Origin of the sequence: Rhizobium sp. 'Codium 1' (genome assembly GCF_020889605.1) — a bacterium.
Taxonomy (GTDB): Bacteria; Pseudomonadota; Alphaproteobacteria; order Rhizobiales; family Rhizobiaceae; genus Allorhizobium; species Allorhizobium algae.
Genome location: NZ_JAJGPW010000009.1, coordinates 66547 through 83386 on the forward strand (window position 1 = coordinate 66547; position 16840 = coordinate 83386).

Genomic DNA, 16840 nt, shown 5'->3' on the forward strand with positions numbered 1-16840 from the left:
GGGCAGACGAGTATCACTCGCCAGCCGCGAGCAGTTTGGCCGCCGCCGCCCGCGCTTCGTCGGTCACCGAGGCACCCGCGAGCATGCGCGCGATCTCTTCCTTGCGATGGTCCGGCTCCATGATTGCCACCCGCGTTGCAATTTTGTCGCCTGCATCCCCGGTCGGGCCCTTGGAAATCAGGAAATGCGTCGAGGCGCGTGCGGCGACCTGCGGTGCATGGGTGACCGAAAGTACCTGCACCTTGGCGGAAAGTCGCTTCAATCGCTGGCCGATGGCATCGGCCACAGCACCACCCACACCGGTGTCGATCTCGTCGAAGACCAGTGTCGGCGCCGACCCGCGGTCCGCGAGCGCGACCTTGAGCGCCAGCAGGAAGCGCGAAAGCTCGCCCCCGGAGGCAACCTTCATGATCGGACCGGGGCGCGTGCCGGGATTGGTCTGCACATGGAATTCCACGGTATCGATGCCGTCCGCTGTCGCATTCTCGGGATCAGTAGCCACCTCGACCATGAAGCTTGCCCGCTCCAGCTTCAGCGCCGGAAGTTCCTGCATGACGGCATCAGCCAGCGACTGGGCCGCGTTCCGGCGCTTGGCGGACAACTGGTGCGCCAGATGGTCGTAATGCGCCCTGGTCTCGTGCACGGCGGCCTCCAGCTGGCCAAGACGCTCCTCGCCGGCATCGAGATCCGCCAGATCCGCCACCATTTTTTCAGCCATTGCCGGCAGATCGACAACAGCTACGGAATATTTGCGACCAGCGGCCCTGAGCGCGAAGAGACGCTCCTCGACCCGTTCAAGTTCGCGGGGATCGAACTCGGTACGGCGCAGCGCCGCTTCCACTTCCATCTGGGCGGCAGAAAGCGTGTCCAGAGCGGCGCCGAGCAGTTGCACTGTCTCTTCGAGCAGTCCCGGAGCCTCGTGGCTCTTGCGCTCGAGCCGACGCATCAGCGAGGCGATATGCGGCACGGGGGACGCATTGCCGTTCAGGAATTCCGATGCTTCGGCGATGTCGCCCGCGATGCGCTCCGACTTCTGCATGGCAGAGCGCCGATCGGCGAGGTCGTCCTCTTCGCCATCGAGCGGCGACAGCGTCTCAAGCTCCTCGACCGAGGCGCGCAGATAGTCTGCCTCGCGCGCGGCGGCTTCTACCTTCGCCTTGTGAGTCTTGAAGCTGCGCTCGGCATCGCGCCAACGGCGGTAGCTCTCGCCAAGATCGACGGCCTCGTCGGTCAGCCCCGCAAAAGCGTCGAGCAGCATGCGATGTGCATTGGTGTCGATCAGGGCGCGGTCGTCGTGCTGACCGTGGATCTCGACCAGTACCTGACCGATCTGCCGCATGAGCTGCACGCTGACAGGCTGGTCGTTGATATAGGCGCGCGTACGGCCATCAGCGGACTGAATGCGCCGGAAGATCAGATCTCCGTCATCGTCGACCCCGTTGCCCTTGAGCAAGGTGCGTGCAGGGTGGCTGTTATCCACGTCGAAGACGGCAGTCACCTGCCCCTTGTCCTCTCCATGGCGCACGAGCGAGCCGTCGCCACGCCCGCCGAGCGCGAGCGAGAGGCTGTCGAGAAGGATGGATTTACCGGCACCCGTTTCGCCGGTCAGCACGGAAAGACCGGTTTCGAAGGCAAGGTCCAGCCGCTCGATCAGAACGATATCGCGGATCGACAGCTGGACCAGCATGGGCTCAGTTTCTCACTTCGTGACGGTGAACGGTCAGGCCCCGGTCAGCAGCCTGCGACCGGCGCGGGTGATCCACGACCCGGAATTCTCGCGCGGCTCGAGGCCACCCTTCTGCAGCAGCGCATAGCTGTCGGAATACCACTGACTGTCCGGATAATTGTGTCCGAGAACGGCTGCCGCCGCCTGCGCTTCCGACACGACGCCCATGGCGTAGTAGGACTCGACCAGACGCGCCAGAGCTTCCTCGATCTGATTCGTGTTCGGATACTGCTCAACCACGACGCGGAATCGCGAAATCGCAGCAAGATATTCCTTGCGCTCCAGATAGTAGCGCCCGACCTGCATTTCCTTGCCGGCCAGCTGGTCGCGGGCGAAACGCATCTTCGCCTGCGCATCATCGACATATTCCGAGTCGGGGAATTCGTTGACGACCCGCTGCATGGCCTCGATGGTCTTCACCGAATTGCGCTGGTCCTGCGTGACGCTGGAGATCTGCTTCCAGTAGGAAAGACCGACGAGATACTGCGCGTAAGCAGCATCCTCGGACTTCGGATAGAGGTTCATGTAGCGGTTGCCGGTGGCGATCGCATCCGCATAGCGGCCGAGCCGGTATTTGGTGAAGGTGCTCATGACCAGCGACTTCTGCGACCACTCTGAGAACGGATGCTGCGCATCGACGGCGTCGAACTTGCGCGATGCTTCGCTCATATTGCCCGCCTTGATATTGGCGAGGCCCTGATTGTAGAGCACTTCCGGCGGTTCGGTCTCGGCAGCGAGCTTGCTGATGTCGATATCCGGGTCGCTCTGGCAGCCGGCCAGCACGGCCCCGACCGACATCATCACGCACAGGCCTGCAATACGCGCGGCTTTCTTCACAACGACCGATCCCACATGATTCATTCGAAATGATCCCGATTGCAGCGCCGCTTGAAAACCGTCGCCTTCAACTGGCGTTTCTAGCCACAAAAGCGGCACTAGGGCAACGCAGTGATGTGACTTTAACGCATTTTTGTGGCAGGGCGCCCAGAAAGTGCCGTTCGTTCAGTATCTTCCACCGCCCAGCAAAAACGCCGGCCTCCGCGTGGAAGCCGGCGCGCAATCTTTCAATTGCCCGTTCCGAGGTCAGGCCGACCAGGGGGCAAATTCCGGCACCTGGACCGGAACGAATTCACGTGCGCGGACCTGATAGCTACGGCTCGGGGCCTCCACGACTTCATAGGCCGAGGGATCGCTGAGCAGCGCCTTCAGCGCATTGGCATTCATCTTGTGACCGCCACGATAGGAGCGGTAGCAACCGATGAACTGGGCGCCGGCCAGAGCCAGGTCGCCAACGGCATCCAGCGTCTTGTGACGGACGAACTCGTCCTTCTCGTAACGCAACCCCTCGACATTGATGACAGTGTCGTCGTCCGAGATGACCACGGAGTTTTCCAGCGAGGAGCCGAGCGCGAAACCGGCAGCCCAGAGGCGTTCGACATCGCGCATGAAACCGAATGTACGCGCCCGCGACAATTGGGTCTTGAAGGTCTCGGCCGTCAGGTCGCCTTCCCACTTCTGTCGGCCGATCAGCTTGCTGTCGAAATCGATCTCGACCTCGAAGCGAGTGCCGTCATAGGGGCGAAATTCCGACCAGGACGCACCCGACTCGATGCGCACCGGCTTGGTGACGCGAATGTAGCGGCGCTTCACGCCCAGATTGGTGATGCCGACCTGCTCGATCGCATCGATAAAGACTTCCGAACTGCCGTCCATGATCGGCATCTCCGCACCGTCGACTTCAACGATGACGTTGTCGAGGCCAAGCGCGTAGAGTGCGGCCATCACATGTTCGATGGTCGCAACAGAACGTGCCGGATTGGTGCCGAGCACTGTGCAGAGATCGGTATTGCCGACATGGGCTGAGACTGCGCGGTATTCGCTGGTCGAGCCGTCGTCATGCTGGCGCTGAAACACGATACCGGTCCCGGCCTCGGCCGGCTGGAAGGTGATCGTCACGTCTCGTCCCGAATGGACCCCGATCCCCGTCAGCGAAAGCGGTGCTGCGATCGTGGTTTGAAATCCGAGCAAAGCAATTGCCATTCCGATAGCCTTAATATGAAGCGACGAGGCGGTGGATCTGAATTCTCGTCGTAAACTTGTGTCGAAGGGGCTCGAAGCCCTGTTCCGATCACATACATACGTGGCCCCGCCCTTCCAGCCAAATCACTCATTCTTTCGCTTTGTAACGAAGCCAGGCCATTGATTAAAATCAATAATTTCACACGCCGAAACGGATGGCAAAACGCAAGAAACCCGGGCCGTGGCGGCCCGGGTTTCGTTCATGAGTCGTTGTCCGAACTCAGCTCGTCTGGCGGCGCAGGAAGGCCGGGATCTCCAGCTGGTCATCTTCGCTGGCTGCCCGGGCGGGCGTTGCGCGGCCCTGGTCATCGAGCTGGCCACGACGCGGTGCGTAAAGGCTGGCTTCGGCCGAGAGCGGGCGGCGCTGCTGCGAAGGAGCAACAGGGGCCGAACCGGTCATGTCACCCATCACAGGCTCCTCGTCGGCCTGACGGCCAAGCGAGTTGGTGATGCGCTTCAGCAGACCCATCGGGCCGCGTTCGTCCTGGCCGGCGGGAGCCGCCGGCTGGGCGCGGTGATCGATTTCGGCGCGCAGCACGGGCGGGAAGTCCTCGACCTTGGGCATGCGGACCGGTTCGGGCGCCATGCGGGACTCGGCCGCAACAGGAGCCGGCGCGGCAGGCGCCTGCATGACCGGCGCAGGCTGCGGCATCACCGGAGCTGGCTGGCTCATGACCGGGGCCGGAGCGGCCGGCTGGATCATCTGCGGGGCCGGAGCGGCTTCCGGAGCCGGCGAAGCGAACAGGCGGCTTGCCGGGCGGAAGTCCTGCGACGGAGCAGCCTGCGGCTGGTTCAGCGGCTGACGGGCAGCTGCGATTTCGAGTTCGCGTTCCATGGCTGCTTCAGCGGAACGGATGGTGTCTGCGACCGGATCCATGGTCGACTTGGGGGCCTGCGCCATTGCAGGCTGAAATGCGGCCGGTGCCGGAGCAACGGCCGCGGAGGAACGCATAGCAGGCTTTGCCAGCGGCGTGGCTTCGAAGCCCTTGGATGCAAGTGCCGCACGGTCGATGCCGGTAGCGACGACCGAGACACGGATGATGCCTTCGAGTGCTTCGTCGAAGGTCGCGCCGAGGATGATGTTCGCATCCGGATCGACTTCTTCGCGGATACGGGTCGCTGCTTCATCGACTTCGAACAGGGTCAGGTCACGACCGCCGGTGATCGAGATCAGGAGGCCCTGGGCACCCTTCATCGAGGTTTCGTCGAGCAACGGGTTGGCGATTGCAGCTTCGGCAGCCTGCATGGCGCGGCCTTCGCCCGATGCTTCGCCGGTACCCATCATGGCGCGCCCCATCTCGCGCATCACGGAGCGAACGTCCGCGAAGTCGAGGTTGATCAGGCCTTCCTTGACCATGAGGTCCGTGATGCAGGCAACGCCGGAATAGAGCACCTGGTCGGCCATCGCGAAGGCATCGGCAAAGGTGGTGCGGTCGTTGGCGATGCGGAAGAGGTTCTGGTTCGGAATGACGATCAGGGTGTCGACCGACTTCTGCAATTCCTCGATGCCGGATTCGGCAAGCCGCATGCGGCGAGCGCCTTCGAAGTGGAACGGCTTCGTGACGACGCCGACGGTCAGGATGCCCTTGTTGCGGGCGGCCTGGGCGACGACCGGAGCTGCACCGGTACCGGTACCGCCACCCATGCCGGCGGTGACGAAGCACATGTGGGTACCGTTGAGATGGTCGATGATCTCGTCGATGCACTCCTCAGCGGCCGCGCGACCGACTTCCGGCTGCGAGCCGGCGCCGAGACCCTCGGTGACATTCACGCCGAGCTGGATGATACGCTCGGCCTTGGTCATGGTCAGCGCCTGGGCATCCGTATTGGCAACGACGAAATCGACGCCCTGCAGACCAGCGGTGATCATGTTATTGACGGCATTGCCGCCGCCGCCACCGACACCGAAAACGGTGATGCGGGGCTTCAGCTCAGTGATATCTGGCTTCTGCAGCTTGATGGTCATGGTACCCGTTCCTTCTTTTTCCGGCCGCATCGCCAAGCCGGCCATGTCATTTCAACAGATTTCCCTTGGCCGAACCTTGTGGTCGGAGGGTGAACTCAAAAACTCTCTTTCAGCCACTGACCCATGCGGGCGAACCGGCTGTTTCCGTTGCCGAAGGGCGAGAAGAGCCCGCCCTGTCCGGCATGTGTTTCCTGATCCGCCATCTGCGGATAGATCGTCAGGCCGACGGCCGTCGAGAAGGCCGGTCCCTTGGCCGCGGCCGGCAGACCCGACACGCCCATCGGACGACCGATACGCACGTTCCGGGCCAGAATACGGCGGGCCGCCTCCGGCATCCCTGTCAGCTGGCACGCACCACCCGTCAGAACCACGCGCTTTCCGACGACAGGCGAGAAGCCGGACCTCTGGATCCGGTCGCGCAGCATTTCGAGGGTCTCCTCGATGCGCGCACTGATGATCCGGGTCAGAAGCGCCTTCGACACCTGGGTCGGCTGGTCGCGATCATCCTCGCCGATGGGCGGGACGGACACGACTTCGCGATCGTCGGCGCCGTTGGCGACAGCCGAACCGTGAACGACCTTCAGACGTTCTGCATCCTCGATACGGGTGGAAAGCCCGCGCGCCAGATCGGTCGTCACATGGTGACCGCCGATCCCGATGGCGTCCGTATGGATCAACTTGCCTTCGGCGAAGACAGAGATGGTGGTCATGCCACCCCCCATGTCGATCGCCGCGCAACCCAGCTCCACCTCGTCGTCGACCAGGGCCGCAAGGCCGCTGGCATAAGGCGTGGCAACCACGCCCTCGACGGTCAGATGGGCCCTGTTGATGCAGAGCTCCAGATTGCGGAGCGCTGCGCGTTCGGCCGTGACCACGTGCATGTCGACGCCGAGAACATCGCCATACATTCCAAGGGGATCACGGATTCCCCGCTCTCCGTCAAGTGAAAAGCCGGTCGGGAGCGAATGCAGGACCGCACGATCGTTGCCCTGGGACTGCTGACCGGCAGCAATGAGCACCTTGCGCAGGTCGCCCGCTTCCACTTCCTGACCACCGAGATCGATGGAGGCCGTATAGACGTCCGAACCGATACGGCCAGCAGATACGTTGACAATCAGGCTCTCAACCGTGAGGCCTGCCATGCGCTCGGCCGCATCGACGGCGAGGCGCACGACGTTTTCAACCGCATCGAGATCGGCGATCACGCCGGACTTGATGCCATGCGAGCGCTGGTGCCCGAGGCCGATGACCTCGACATTGTGGGTGCGCCCCGGAAGGACTGCGGATTCGCGGCGCGGCGTGAGCCGGGCGATGATGCAGACAACCTTGGTCGAGCCGATGTCGAGCACCGAAACGACATGTGCACGCTTCGAGGAGAGAGGCTTCGTGCGCGGGAGACCGAAGGAGGAGCCGCCAAAGATGCTCATATCTTCTGCTCCAGTTTCTTGAGGGCCTTGCTACGCTCTTCAAGAGCGGCCGTGCGGCGCTCCTGCGCCCCGGGCGTCAGGCGCACGGCAACACGATCAGGCAAGCGCAGATCGACGACGGCAATATCGCGCGAAAGAACCTGCTGCTCCTCGTCGAAACGGGTCAGCAGCGCGAGCGCACCGGCGACATTCACCTCCGGCAAACGCACGATGACGCCATTGTCGAGATGGACATCCCACCGACGACCGCCGACACGAACGAAAGCCTTTACGCGCGATGCGATCGCCGGCCACTTGGAGAATTCCTCGTCGATGGCAGCAGCAGCCGTTTCGGCGTCACGACCGACGAAAAGCGGAAGCGAGGCAAACTTGTTGTCGCGCAGCGGCGCGATCACCGAACCCGAGCGCTCGATCAGGGAGAGGTCCGTGCCATGTTGCCAGATGCCAAAAGCCTGACGTTCACGCAGAACAACCTCGACCGTCGACGGATAAACCTTCCGCACATCGGCCGATTCAACCCAGGGCAGATCGGCCAGCGCCTTGCGGGCGCTCGCAATGTCGAGACCGAGCAGGCTGGTCGATCCATCGAGACCGAGAAGCTGAAGGATGTCGATTTCCGACGTGTGCTGATTGCCGGAGACACTGATATCCTCGACGGCGAAACCGGCGGAAGCCGTGACGGATTGCATGACGACTGGACCATGGCCACCAACGACGACGCCATGCAGGCAGACAACACCGTAAAATGCACCAAGGCTCACCTTGCCGAGATGACGAGGCAGCGCAATCCGACCGGAAAACAGACTGATCACGAAACGAACGAGACGACGAAGCGGGCGCGGAAGCACCTTGGCCTCCGTCGAGGCACGCGGAGCAGCCGGACAGACCCGGGATGCATCAGCCAGTTTTTTGCCGCTCAACGAGAACAAGAGGCGTCCTCCACCATCCAACGTACGAATTCACCAAAGCCATAGCCCGCATGGGCAGCCATTTCCGGCAGCAACGAGGTGGGGGTCATGCCGGGCTGGTTGTTGAGTTCCAGCCAGATCAGATCACCATCCTCAGCGAAGCGGTCGTCGTAGCGGAAGTCGGACCGACTCACTCCGCGACACCCGAGCGCCTGATGTGCCTTCAGCGCCAATGATTGTATTTTTTGGTAAATTATCGGTGAAATTTGCGCAGGAAGTACGTGTTGCGAACCGCCCGCCGCATACTTGGAGTCGTAATCGTAGAAGCTGTGCCCGAGCGGCACGATTTCGGTCACGCCGAGCACCTTGCCATCCATGACGCCGCAGGTGAGTTCGCGACCCGCCACATAGCGCTCGACCATGACGATGTCGCCGTAGCGCCACTCGCTGGAGGTCAGGATCTGCGGCGGATGAGCCATGTCTTCGCGCACGATGACAACACCGAAGCTGGAGCCCTCGCGGACCGGCTTCACCACGTAGGGCGGCTTCATCGGATGCTCATTGCCGATATCCAGGCGGTTCATCACGAGCGCTTCAGCAACCGGAATACCAGCCTGCGCGGCAACGATCTTCGCCTGCTTCTTGTCCATGGCGAGCGCCGATGCCAGCACACCGGAATGGGTATAGGGGATTTCGAGATATTCAAGCACGCCCTGGATCGTACCATCCTCACCGAAGGGACCATGCAGCGCATTGAAGGCGACATCCGGCTTCAGATCTCCAAGGACACGACCGATGTCGCGACCGACATCGACGCGTGTGACCCGGAACCCCTCGCCTTCGAGGGCATCAGCGCAGGCATTACCCGACGACAAGCTCACGGGCCGCTCGGAGGACAATCCACCCATCAAAACCGCGACATGCTCGCCACTCATTTACGCCTCGCAAATCCCTGAACCGGCCGATCATCGCGTCACCGCATCGGCTCTGTATGATCAGTTCAACTACATTAAGGTTAATGAACCGTTTACTTTCGTTAACCAGCACGACGGAACCGGCGCGGCCGAAGCTCCCACACGACTTTAGAACTTGTTTATAAACAATTGGATTTACGAAAGTAAACTCAGGAACGAGACGTCCGCACCGCCCGACCTGAGGCACGCACCTCTGCGTGTCCATGCGCCGGACAGGAGGTATCGAGCAGCGCTTCGACGGGCTATTTCGCATGCACGATTCGATTCCGCCCGCTCGATTTTGCGAGCTGAAGAGCGCGATCCACACCCGACTGAACGCGCAAGGCAGAAGCCCGAGCACCACGAGGATCAGATGTCAGAGGATGGTGGGCAGATGGGCGGAGATGGCTGTCATGGCCGCCGCGAAGGCTGATCTGATCACGACCGCGCGTTACACACGTAAGTTCCGCCAGGCGCTAGCTGTCGGGATCATCCGCAGGCGGGCCGGATTGAACCCGAAACTCCCCGCAAGCGCGGGGAGCCAAGATCAGCAAGGTTCAAACTCGTCGGGTCATAGGAGGGGTCTATACGGCAACGACGCCCATGAACGCCTTGACCTCGCGGCCCGGCATGAAGATACCGAGACGCTTGATTTCCCATTCGAGCTTGACACCGGAGGTTTCGAAGACCCGCTGGCGCACGGTCTCGCCAAGATATTCGAGATCGTAGCCCGTGGCATGACCGACATTGATCATGAAGTTGCAGTGCAGCGACGACATCTGCGCCCCGCCGATCATCAGACCACGGCAACCCGCCTCGTCGATCAGCTCCCAGGCTGAATGCCCCTCCGGATTCTTGAAGGTCGAGCCGCCGGTCTTTTCCTTGACCGGTTGCACGGTCTCCCGGTGATGGCGAACCGCGTCCATATCGGCGCGGATCTTCGCCTTCTCCTCCGGATAGCCCTCGAAAAGCGCGCTGGTGAAGATGAGCCCCTCTGACGCTGCCGAATGGCGATAGGTGTAGCCCATGTCTGCATTTGACAGGACATGGATATTGCCCTTGCGGTCGACAGCTTCGACATCGATCAGCCGACCCGCCGTGTCGCCGCCATTCGCGCCGGCATTCATGCGGATTGCGCCGCCGATCGAGCCGGGAATGCCATAGTAGAAATGGAAGCCGCCGATATTGTTGTCCATCGCCATCGCAGCAATGTGCTTGTCCGGGCAGATCGCACCCGCCCGGATACGGTTTTCGCCCGCAAGCTCCACCTGGCCGAAGCCCTTGGCGGACAGGCGGATCACCACACCGGGGATCCCTCCGTCACGCACGAGCAGGTTTGAACCGACGCCGACCACCGTCAGCGGCACCTCTTCCGGCAGAAGCTTGAGGAAGGCCGTCAGATCCTCGACATCATGCGGCTGGAACATGAGTTCGGCCAGGCCGCCGGCCTGGAACCATGTGACCCGATCCATCGGCGCGTCCGTCGTCAGCCGCCCCTTGAGATCGTTGACTTCAGGGCCGAGTGACGCCAGAAGCTTTTCCCCATCCACCTGTTTCATTTAAGACTTTCCCGAAATCGCATCTAGTTCCGTCGGCAGGGCAGCCGCCCACTGGGTGATGTTGCCCGCCCCCAACAGGACCACAAAATCACCCGGTTGTGCAATGCCCGCGACGAGCGAGGACAATTGCTCGGGCGCCGCCAAGTAGCGCGCATCGCGATGACCACCGGACTTGATCCGCGATACCAGCGCCTCCGAATCGATCCCCTCGATCGGCTCTTCGCCCGCAGCATAGACCGGGGACAGGAAGATCGTATCGGCATCGTTGAAGCAATTGGCAAAGTCATCGAACAGGCTCGCAAGCCGGCTGAAGCGGTGCGGCTGGTGAACGGCGATGATGCGTCCCTGGCACGCTTCCCGTGCGGCTCTCAGCACAGCCTTGATTTCAACAGGATGGTGGCCATAGTCGTCGAAGACCTGCACGCCGTTCGAAGCGCCCGTCAGCGTGAAGCGACGCTTGACGCCACCAAAACCGGCAAGCCCCTTGCGGATCGCCTCTTCCGGAATATCGAGGCGGTTCGCAACCGTGATTGCAGCACAGGCATTGGAAATGTTGTGCCGCCCCGGCATTGGCAGCACCAGGTCCTTGAAGGTGAACACCCGCCCGGTGCGGCGACGTCGGATCTCGACGTCGAAGATCGAGCGTATGCCATCCAGGCGCACATTGGAGTATCGCACGTCGGCCTGCGGATTTTCCCCATAGGTGATCACCTTGCGATCCTCAATGCGGCTGACGAGCGCCTGCACTTCCGGATGGTCGAGGCACATCACACCGAAGCCGTAGAACGGCACGTTTTCGACAAACTGGCGGAACGCCGCACGCGCATTGTCGAAAGTTCCGTAATGGTCGAGATGTTCCGGATCGATATTGGTGACGATCGCCACATCGGCCGGCAGCTTCAGGAAGGTACCGTCGGACTCGTCCGCCTCGACCACCATCCACTCACCCTCCCCCATGCGGGCATTCGTGCCGTAAGCGTTGATGATACCGCCATTGATGACCGTCGGGTCGCGCCCGCCGGCATCGAGAAGGGCCGCAACCATCGACGTGGTCGTCGTCTTGCCATGCGTGCCGCCCACCGCAATCGCATTGCGAAAGCGCATCAGTTCGGCAAGCATCTCGGCGCGACGGACGATCGGCAACAGCTTTTCACGCGCCGCAATCAGTTCCGGATTGTTCTTCTTGATCGCGGTCGAAACGACGACGACTTCGGACTCACCGAGATTTTCCGCCGTATGGCCGACAAAGACCTCGATACCCTTGGCCCGCAACCGCTGGACATTGGCACTCTCCGATTGATCGGAGCCTTGGACCTTGTGTCCGAGATTGTGCAGGACCTCTGCGATCCCGCTCATTCCGATGCCGCCGATCCCGATGAAATGGACCAGGCCGATGGATTTCGGCATTTTCATTGTGTGGCTCCCTTCGACTGGGCAATACCCTTGCCGGCGGCAATAGCCTCTACGAGCTCTGCGAGCAAGCCAGCCGCATCAGGCTTGCCCGTGCTTTTCGCAGCAGCCGCCATGGCGGCGAGCCGATCAGGCCCCTCCATCGCCTCCTTGAGAAGGCCTGCAATCCTGTCGGTGGAAAGCTCCGCCTGCGAAATGACCTGCGCTCCCCCTTGCGCCGCAAGTGCCGCAGCATTTGCCGCCTGATCGTGGTCGAGCGCATGAGGATAGGGCACGAGCAGGCTCGGCCGACCAATCACCGCAAGTTCCGAAACTGTCGATGCTCCAGAGCGGCAGATCACCAGATGGGCAGCTGCCAACCGATTAGCCATATCGGTGAAGAATGGCGCAACATCGGCACGGATGCCGAGCGTCGCATAGCTGTCGATCACCTTTTGCCGGTCTTCGGGCCGCGCCTGCTGCGTCACCACGAGACGCGCACGCAAGTCATCGGACAGCAACCGGATAGCACCGGGGATGGCGTCGGAAAAGAACTGCGCACCCTGGCTTCCACCGAAGACGACGAGATTGAACGGCGCGCTATCAACGGATGGAACATAGGGATGCGCTGCAGCCGCAATCATCTCTGGCCGCACCGGATTTCCGGTCAGCACCATCTTTGCCGAATGTTCGCCGCCGGGCGACAGGAAGCCACCGGCGATCGCTCTGACGCGAGAGGCGAGAAGCTTGTTGGCGCGGCCCATGACCGCGTTCTGTTCGTGCACGGCCGTGGGGACCCCGAGACCGGCTGCCGCAAACAGGGGCGGCACGGTCGGATAGCCCCCAAAGCCGATGACAGCCTTCGGCTTCAGTCGCGACACGAGGCTCCGGGCCTTGCGATATCCGCGCCAGAGTGACAGAAATGCCGTCAGAACGGCGACCGGGTTCCTGGAGGCGATTGTGGCCGAGGACACGGTATGGATTTCGTCTGCCGGAAAGCTCCCCGCATAACGTTCGGCGCGCCTGTCGGTCACCAGATGCACGCCGTAGCCACGGGACTTCAACTCGTGCGCCAGAGCCTCGGCCGGAAAGAGATGTCCGCCGGTGCCACCGGCGGCGAGCAGGACGATACCTTTGGTCATACGCATTTACTCCGCGGGTACACCGGCGACCGATCGGAACAGGCTGCGCTCCTGCGCACGCTTTTCCGGGCGTCGGCGGGTAAGCGCCAGGATGAAGCCGGCGGTAACGCAGATCGCGGTCATCGACGATCCGCCATAGGAAATCAGCGGCAGCGTCATGCCCTTGGCCGGCAGAAGCTCGAGATTGACGCCGATATTGATCATCGACTGCACACCGAGCAGCAGCACGAGACCGGAGACGGCGAGACGGTTGAAATCATTGCGCTCCTTGTAGGCGTGGCTCAGGCCCCGGAGCACCAGGAAGCCGAAAATCGCCACGAGCACCATGCAAAAGACGATGCCGAACTCTTCCGCTGCGACCGAGAAGATGAAGTCGGTATGGCTGTCGGGAATGATGCGCTTGACGATCCCTTCGCCCGGCCCCTGGCCGAACCAGTCGCCGCGAATGATCGCCTCGCGTGCCGTATCGACCTGGAAGGTATCACCCTCACCTGTCAGAAACCGGTCTATTCGCCCGGCAACATGCGGCAGCGTCATATAGGCCCCGAAAAATCCCGCTCCGCCGAGAACCCCGAGCACGACGATCCACAGCCAAGGCATGCCGGCCATGAAGAACATCGCACCCCAGACGCTGCCGATCAGGATGGTCTGGCCAAGGTCAGGCTGCGCAATCAGCAGTGCAGCCGCGATGCCGAAGAGCAGGATGGCAAAGAGATTGCCCGGGATCTCGGGCTGGCGCGCATGTTCCGCGAACAGCCAGGCGCAGATGACGACGAAAGCCGGCTTCATGAATTCGGACGGCTGGATCGACATTGACCCGATCGACAGCCAGCGCCGGCCACCCTTTACCTCAAGGCCGATGAAAAGAACCAGCACCATCATGATCAGCGAGGCAGCCAGGATCAGCATGGCCATGCGCCTGACCTGGCGAGGCGACAGGAAGGAAAGTCCGATCATCACGCCGAGGGCCGGCAACATGAAGAAGGCGTGGCGCTTGACGAAATGGAAGCTGTCGAGATTGAGACGTTCGGCAACCGCCGGTGACGCTGCGAAGGAGAGCATGAGCCCGATCCCCATCAGGAGAACGAAGGTGATCAGGAACAGACGGTCGATCGTCCAGAACCAGTCAGCGACCGGCCCTCTCTCCACGCGGCTTACCATCTCATTTACCTCCTGTCGGCAGGTCGATCAGCATCGTCATTCCATCCAGGTTCGCGACTTCAGCCACGAATGCATCACCGCGGACTTCGAAATTCTTGTACTGGTCGAAGCTTGCGCAAGCCGGTGAGAGCATCACCGCTGAAGTTTCGCCATCCCGATCGGCATCGTCTGCGGCATGCGCCACCGCACGCTCGAGGCGATCCGAAATCTCATAAGGCACACGGTCGCCGAGCTGCGCGGCAAAGGCAGAAGCAGCCTCGCCGATCAGATAGGCCTTTACGATGCGCGGAAAAAGTGGTGCGAGGCTTGCGATGCCGCCTTCCTTGGGCAGACCACCGGCAATCCAGTAGATCCGCTCATAGCTGGAAAGCGCAGGCGCTGCTGCCTCCGCATTGGTCGCCTTGCTGTCATTGACAAAGACGACCTGGCGCCGTTGACCGACCGGCTGCATGCGATGTTTGAGCCCGGGGAAGCTCTGGAGCCCCTTGCGGATCTCGTCCTCGGACAGACCAACCGCGAGGCAGGCCGCAATCGCCGCACAGGCATTCTGCGCGTTGTGGCTGCCGCGCAGCGTCTGGATGCCGTCGAGATCGACCACGAGCGAAGTCGCTCCCTGCTCTGCCCGCATGACGCGCGAGCCCTCTGCATAGAGCCCGTCGGCGAGCGGCTGCCGCTTCGAGATCCGGGTGACCCTGGTACCGGCGCGCTCGACACGATCGCCGATCAGTTCGCAATGGCTGTCATCGGTGCCGACGATCGCGGTCCTGGCACCAGCGACGAGACGCTCCTTCACATCGGCATAGTGCTGCATGGTGCCGTGGCGGTCGAGATGGTCGGGCGTCAGGTTGAGCAGGATGCCGGCGGTCGGATTGAGCGTCGGTGCAAGATCGATCTGGTAGGACGAGCATTCAACCACATAGAACCGCACGTCCCTGGGCGGATCGAGCGTCAGAACGGCCCGGCCGATATTGCCACCGAGCTGCGTATCGCGACCACTTGCTTCGAGCATATGGGCAATCAGGGCTGTGGTGGTCGATTTGCCGTTTGTCCCGGTGATCGCGATGAACGGGCAATCCGGCGCATGGGCTCTCCGCTCCCGCACGAAGATCTCGACATCGCCGATGATCTCGACACCGGCATTGCGGGCAAAGCCAACCGTCCAGTGCGGCTTCGGATGGGTGAGCGGCACGCCGGGTGAGAGCACGAAGGATGCGACCGACGACCACTCGATCTCCCGCAGGTCCCTGGTCGGCACGCCATCGGCCTGCGCCCGCGCGACGCTGTCGGGATTGTCGTCCCAGGCAATCATAGTTGCGCCGCCAGCCTGAAGCGCCTTGGCCGTGGCGAGGCCGGATCCGCCGAGCCCGAACAGCGCAACGGTCTTCCCCTTGAAGGTGGTGGCCGCGATCATCGCCGCCTCACCGCAACTTCAGGGTCGAAAGACCGAGCATGGCAAGCCCAACGGCAATGATCCAGAATCGGATGACGACCTGGCTTTCCGTCCAGCCCAGCTTTTCGAAATGGTGATGGATTGGCGCCATCAGGAAGACGCGCTTGCCGGTCATCTTGAAATAGCCGACCTGGATGATGACCGACAGCGTCTCCATGACGAAAAGACCGCCGATGATCGCCATGACGATCTCGTGCTTGGTGGCGACGGCGACGGAGCCGATCAGGCCACCAAGCGCCAGCGACCCGGTGTCGCCCATGAAGATTGCAGCCGGCGGCGCGTTGAACCAGAGGAAGCCGAGGCCGGCCCCGATCACGGCGCCCAGCACCACGGCGAGCTCGCCCGTGCCCGGCGTGAAATTGATCTGCAGATAGTTGGAGAACACCGCATTGCCGGCGAGATAGGCGATCACGCCGAAGGAGGCCGCGGCGATCATCACTGGCACGATGGCGAGCCCGTCCAGACCGTCCGTCAGGTTGACGGCATTGCCGGCCCCCACGATGACAAAGCCGCCGAACAGCACGAAGAAGATCCCGAGATCGATCAGGAAGTCCTTGAAGAAGGGAAAGGCGATCGAGGTGCCGAAAGTCGAGCCTTGCGGCCCGGAGCTCAACGCCGTCGACATCATGAAATAGACAGCAATGCCCGCGATCAGGAATTCGATGCCCAGGCGCGCCTTGCCGGAGAAGCCCTTCTCCGTCTGCTTCGTCACCTTCAGATAGTCGTCGTAAAAACCGATCGCGCCGAAGCCGAGGGTGACCAGCAATGTCGCCACGACATAGACGTTGGACAAATCCGCCCACAGCAGCGATGACACGACGATACCGGCCAGGATCATCAGACCGCCCATGGTCGGCGTTCCCGCCTTCTTGAAATGGGTCTGCGGTCCGTCAGCCCGGATCGGTTGCCCCTTGCCCTGACGCACCCGCAGCGATGCGATCATCGCCGGACCGAAGAGGAAGACCACCAGCGCCGAGGTGAAGAGAGCCGCCCCCGTCCGGAAGGTGATGTAACGGAAGAGATTGAAAAACTGCAGGTTGTCCGACAGTTCCACAAGCCAAATCAGCATTGGAGACCTTT

Annotated in this window: 13 protein-coding genes; all 13 read right to left on the reverse strand. The window is 62.1% G+C overall.

What is annotated here, in order from left to right:
- Window positions 1–13: 13 nt before the first annotated feature.
- The 13 genes from recN to mraY all read right to left on the reverse strand — a co-directional run bounded on the left by recN (window position 14) and on the right by mraY (window position 16829).
- Window positions 14–1687 carry a DNA repair protein RecN gene (gene recN, locus LJE98_RS18880; protein ID WP_229576815.1) on the reverse strand — a complete coding sequence of 558 codons (1674 nt, stop codon included), beginning with the start codon at window positions 1685–1687 and terminating at the stop codon, window positions 14–16.
- Between the two features lie 33 nt (window positions 1688–1720).
- Complete coding sequence (locus LJE98_RS18885; RefSeq protein ID WP_370660351.1) at window positions 1721–2527, reverse strand: outer membrane protein assembly factor BamD; 807 nt, start codon at window positions 2525–2527, stop codon at window positions 1721–1723.
- A 282-nt stretch (window positions 2528–2809) separates the two neighbouring features.
- A complete protein-coding gene (lpxC, locus tag LJE98_RS18890) occupies window positions 2810–3766 on the reverse strand; it encodes a UDP-3-O-acyl-N-acetylglucosamine deacetylase (protein WP_229576817.1) in 957 nt (318 codons plus the stop codon).
- Between the two features lie 259 nt (window positions 3767–4025).
- Window positions 4026–5771 carry a cell division protein FtsZ gene (gene ftsZ / locus LJE98_RS18895; protein ID WP_229576818.1) on the reverse strand — a complete coding sequence of 582 codons (1746 nt, stop codon included), beginning with the start codon at window positions 5769–5771 and terminating at the stop codon, window positions 4026–4028.
- A 95-nt stretch (window positions 5772–5866) separates the two neighbouring features.
- Complete coding sequence (gene ftsA, locus LJE98_RS18900) at window positions 5867–7198, reverse strand: cell division protein FtsA (RefSeq protein ID WP_229576819.1); 1332 nt, start codon at window positions 7196–7198, stop codon at window positions 5867–5869.
- Window positions 7195–8127, reverse strand: a complete 933-nt coding sequence (locus LJE98_RS18905; RefSeq protein WP_420710173.1) for a cell division protein FtsQ/DivIB — start codon at window positions 8125–8127, stop codon at window positions 7195–7197. The genes ftsA and LJE98_RS18905 overlap by 4 nt, the downstream gene beginning before the upstream one ends.
- Window positions 8115–9041: a D-alanine--D-alanine ligase gene (locus LJE98_RS18910; protein WP_229576820.1), complete on the reverse strand. Its 927-nt coding sequence runs from the start codon at window positions 9039–9041 to the stop codon at window positions 8115–8117. The genes LJE98_RS18905 and LJE98_RS18910 overlap by 13 nt, the downstream gene beginning before the upstream one ends.
- Window positions 9042–9643: 602 nt before the next feature.
- Window positions 9644–10618 carry a UDP-N-acetylmuramate dehydrogenase gene (gene murB, locus LJE98_RS18915; RefSeq protein ID WP_229576821.1) on the reverse strand — a complete coding sequence of 325 codons (975 nt, stop codon included), beginning with the start codon at window positions 10616–10618 and terminating at the stop codon, window positions 9644–9646.
- A complete protein-coding gene (gene murC, locus LJE98_RS18920; protein ID WP_229576822.1) occupies window positions 10619–12031 on the reverse strand; it encodes a UDP-N-acetylmuramate--L-alanine ligase in 1413 nt (470 codons plus the stop codon).
- The gene (gene murG / locus LJE98_RS18925; protein ID WP_229576886.1) at window positions 12028–13149 is read right to left on the reverse strand and encodes an undecaprenyldiphospho-muramoylpentapeptide beta-N-acetylglucosaminyltransferase; all 1122 of its coding nucleotides are present in this window, start codon (window positions 13147–13149) and stop codon (window positions 12028–12030) included. The genes murC and murG overlap by 4 nt, the downstream gene beginning before the upstream one ends.
- Window positions 13150–13155: 6 nt before the next feature.
- Window positions 13156–14310, reverse strand: coding sequence for a putative lipid II flippase FtsW (gene ftsW, locus LJE98_RS18930; RefSeq protein ID WP_229576823.1), 1155 nt, complete (start codon window positions 14308–14310; stop codon window positions 13156–13158).
- Between the two features lies 1 nt (window position 14311).
- On the reverse strand, window positions 14312–15721 hold the full coding sequence (murD, locus tag LJE98_RS18935; protein ID WP_229576824.1) for a UDP-N-acetylmuramoyl-L-alanine--D-glutamate ligase: 1410 nt from the start codon (window positions 15719–15721) through the stop codon (window positions 14312–14314).
- A 7-nt stretch (window positions 15722–15728) separates the two neighbouring features.
- Window positions 15729–16829: a phospho-N-acetylmuramoyl-pentapeptide-transferase gene (mraY, locus tag LJE98_RS18940; RefSeq protein WP_229576825.1), complete on the reverse strand. Its 1101-nt coding sequence runs from the start codon at window positions 16827–16829 to the stop codon at window positions 15729–15731.
- Window positions 16830–16840: the final 11 nt, after the last annotated feature.

Coding starts and splice junctions, on each gene's coding strand:
- recN (WP_229576815.1), bottom strand. CDS start 1,687: ATGCTGGTCCAGCTGTCGATCCGCGATATCGTTCTGATCGAGCGGCTG.
- LJE98_RS18885 (WP_370660351.1), bottom strand. CDS start 2,527: ATGATGTCGGTCGGGGCCGTGCTGGCCGGCTGCCAGAGCGACCCGGAT.
- lpxC (WP_229576817.1), bottom strand. CDS start 3,766: ATGGCAATTGCTTTGCTCGGATTTCAAACCACGATCGCAGCACCGCTT.
- ftsZ (WP_229576818.1), bottom strand. CDS start 5,771: ATGACCATCAAGCTGCAGAAGCCAGATATCACTGAGCTGAAGCCCCGC.
- ftsA (WP_229576819.1), bottom strand. CDS start 7,198: ATGAGCATCTTTGGCGGCTCCTCCTTCGGTCTCCCGCGCACGAAGCCT.
- LJE98_RS18910 (WP_229576820.1), bottom strand. CDS start 9,041: ATGAGTGGCGAGCATGTCGCGGTTTTGATGGGTGGATTGTCCTCCGAG.
- murB (WP_229576821.1), bottom strand. CDS start 10,618: ATGAAACAGGTGGATGGGGAAAAGCTTCTGGCGTCACTCGGCCCTGAA.
- murC (WP_229576822.1), bottom strand. CDS start 12,031: ATGAAAATGCCGAAATCCATCGGCCTGGTCCATTTCATCGGGATCGGC.
- murG (WP_229576886.1), bottom strand. CDS start 13,149: ATGACCAAAGGTATCGTCCTGCTCGCCGCCGGTGGCACCGGCGGACAT.
- ftsW (WP_229576823.1), bottom strand. CDS start 14,310: ATGGTAAGCCGCGTGGAGAGAGGGCCGGTCGCTGACTGGTTCTGGACG.
- murD (WP_229576824.1), bottom strand. CDS start 15,721: ATGATCGCGGCCACCACCTTCAAGGGGAAGACCGTTGCGCTGTTCGGG.
- mraY (WP_229576825.1), bottom strand. CDS start 16,829: ATGCTGATTTGGCTTGTGGAACTGTCGGACAACCTGCAGTTTTTCAAT.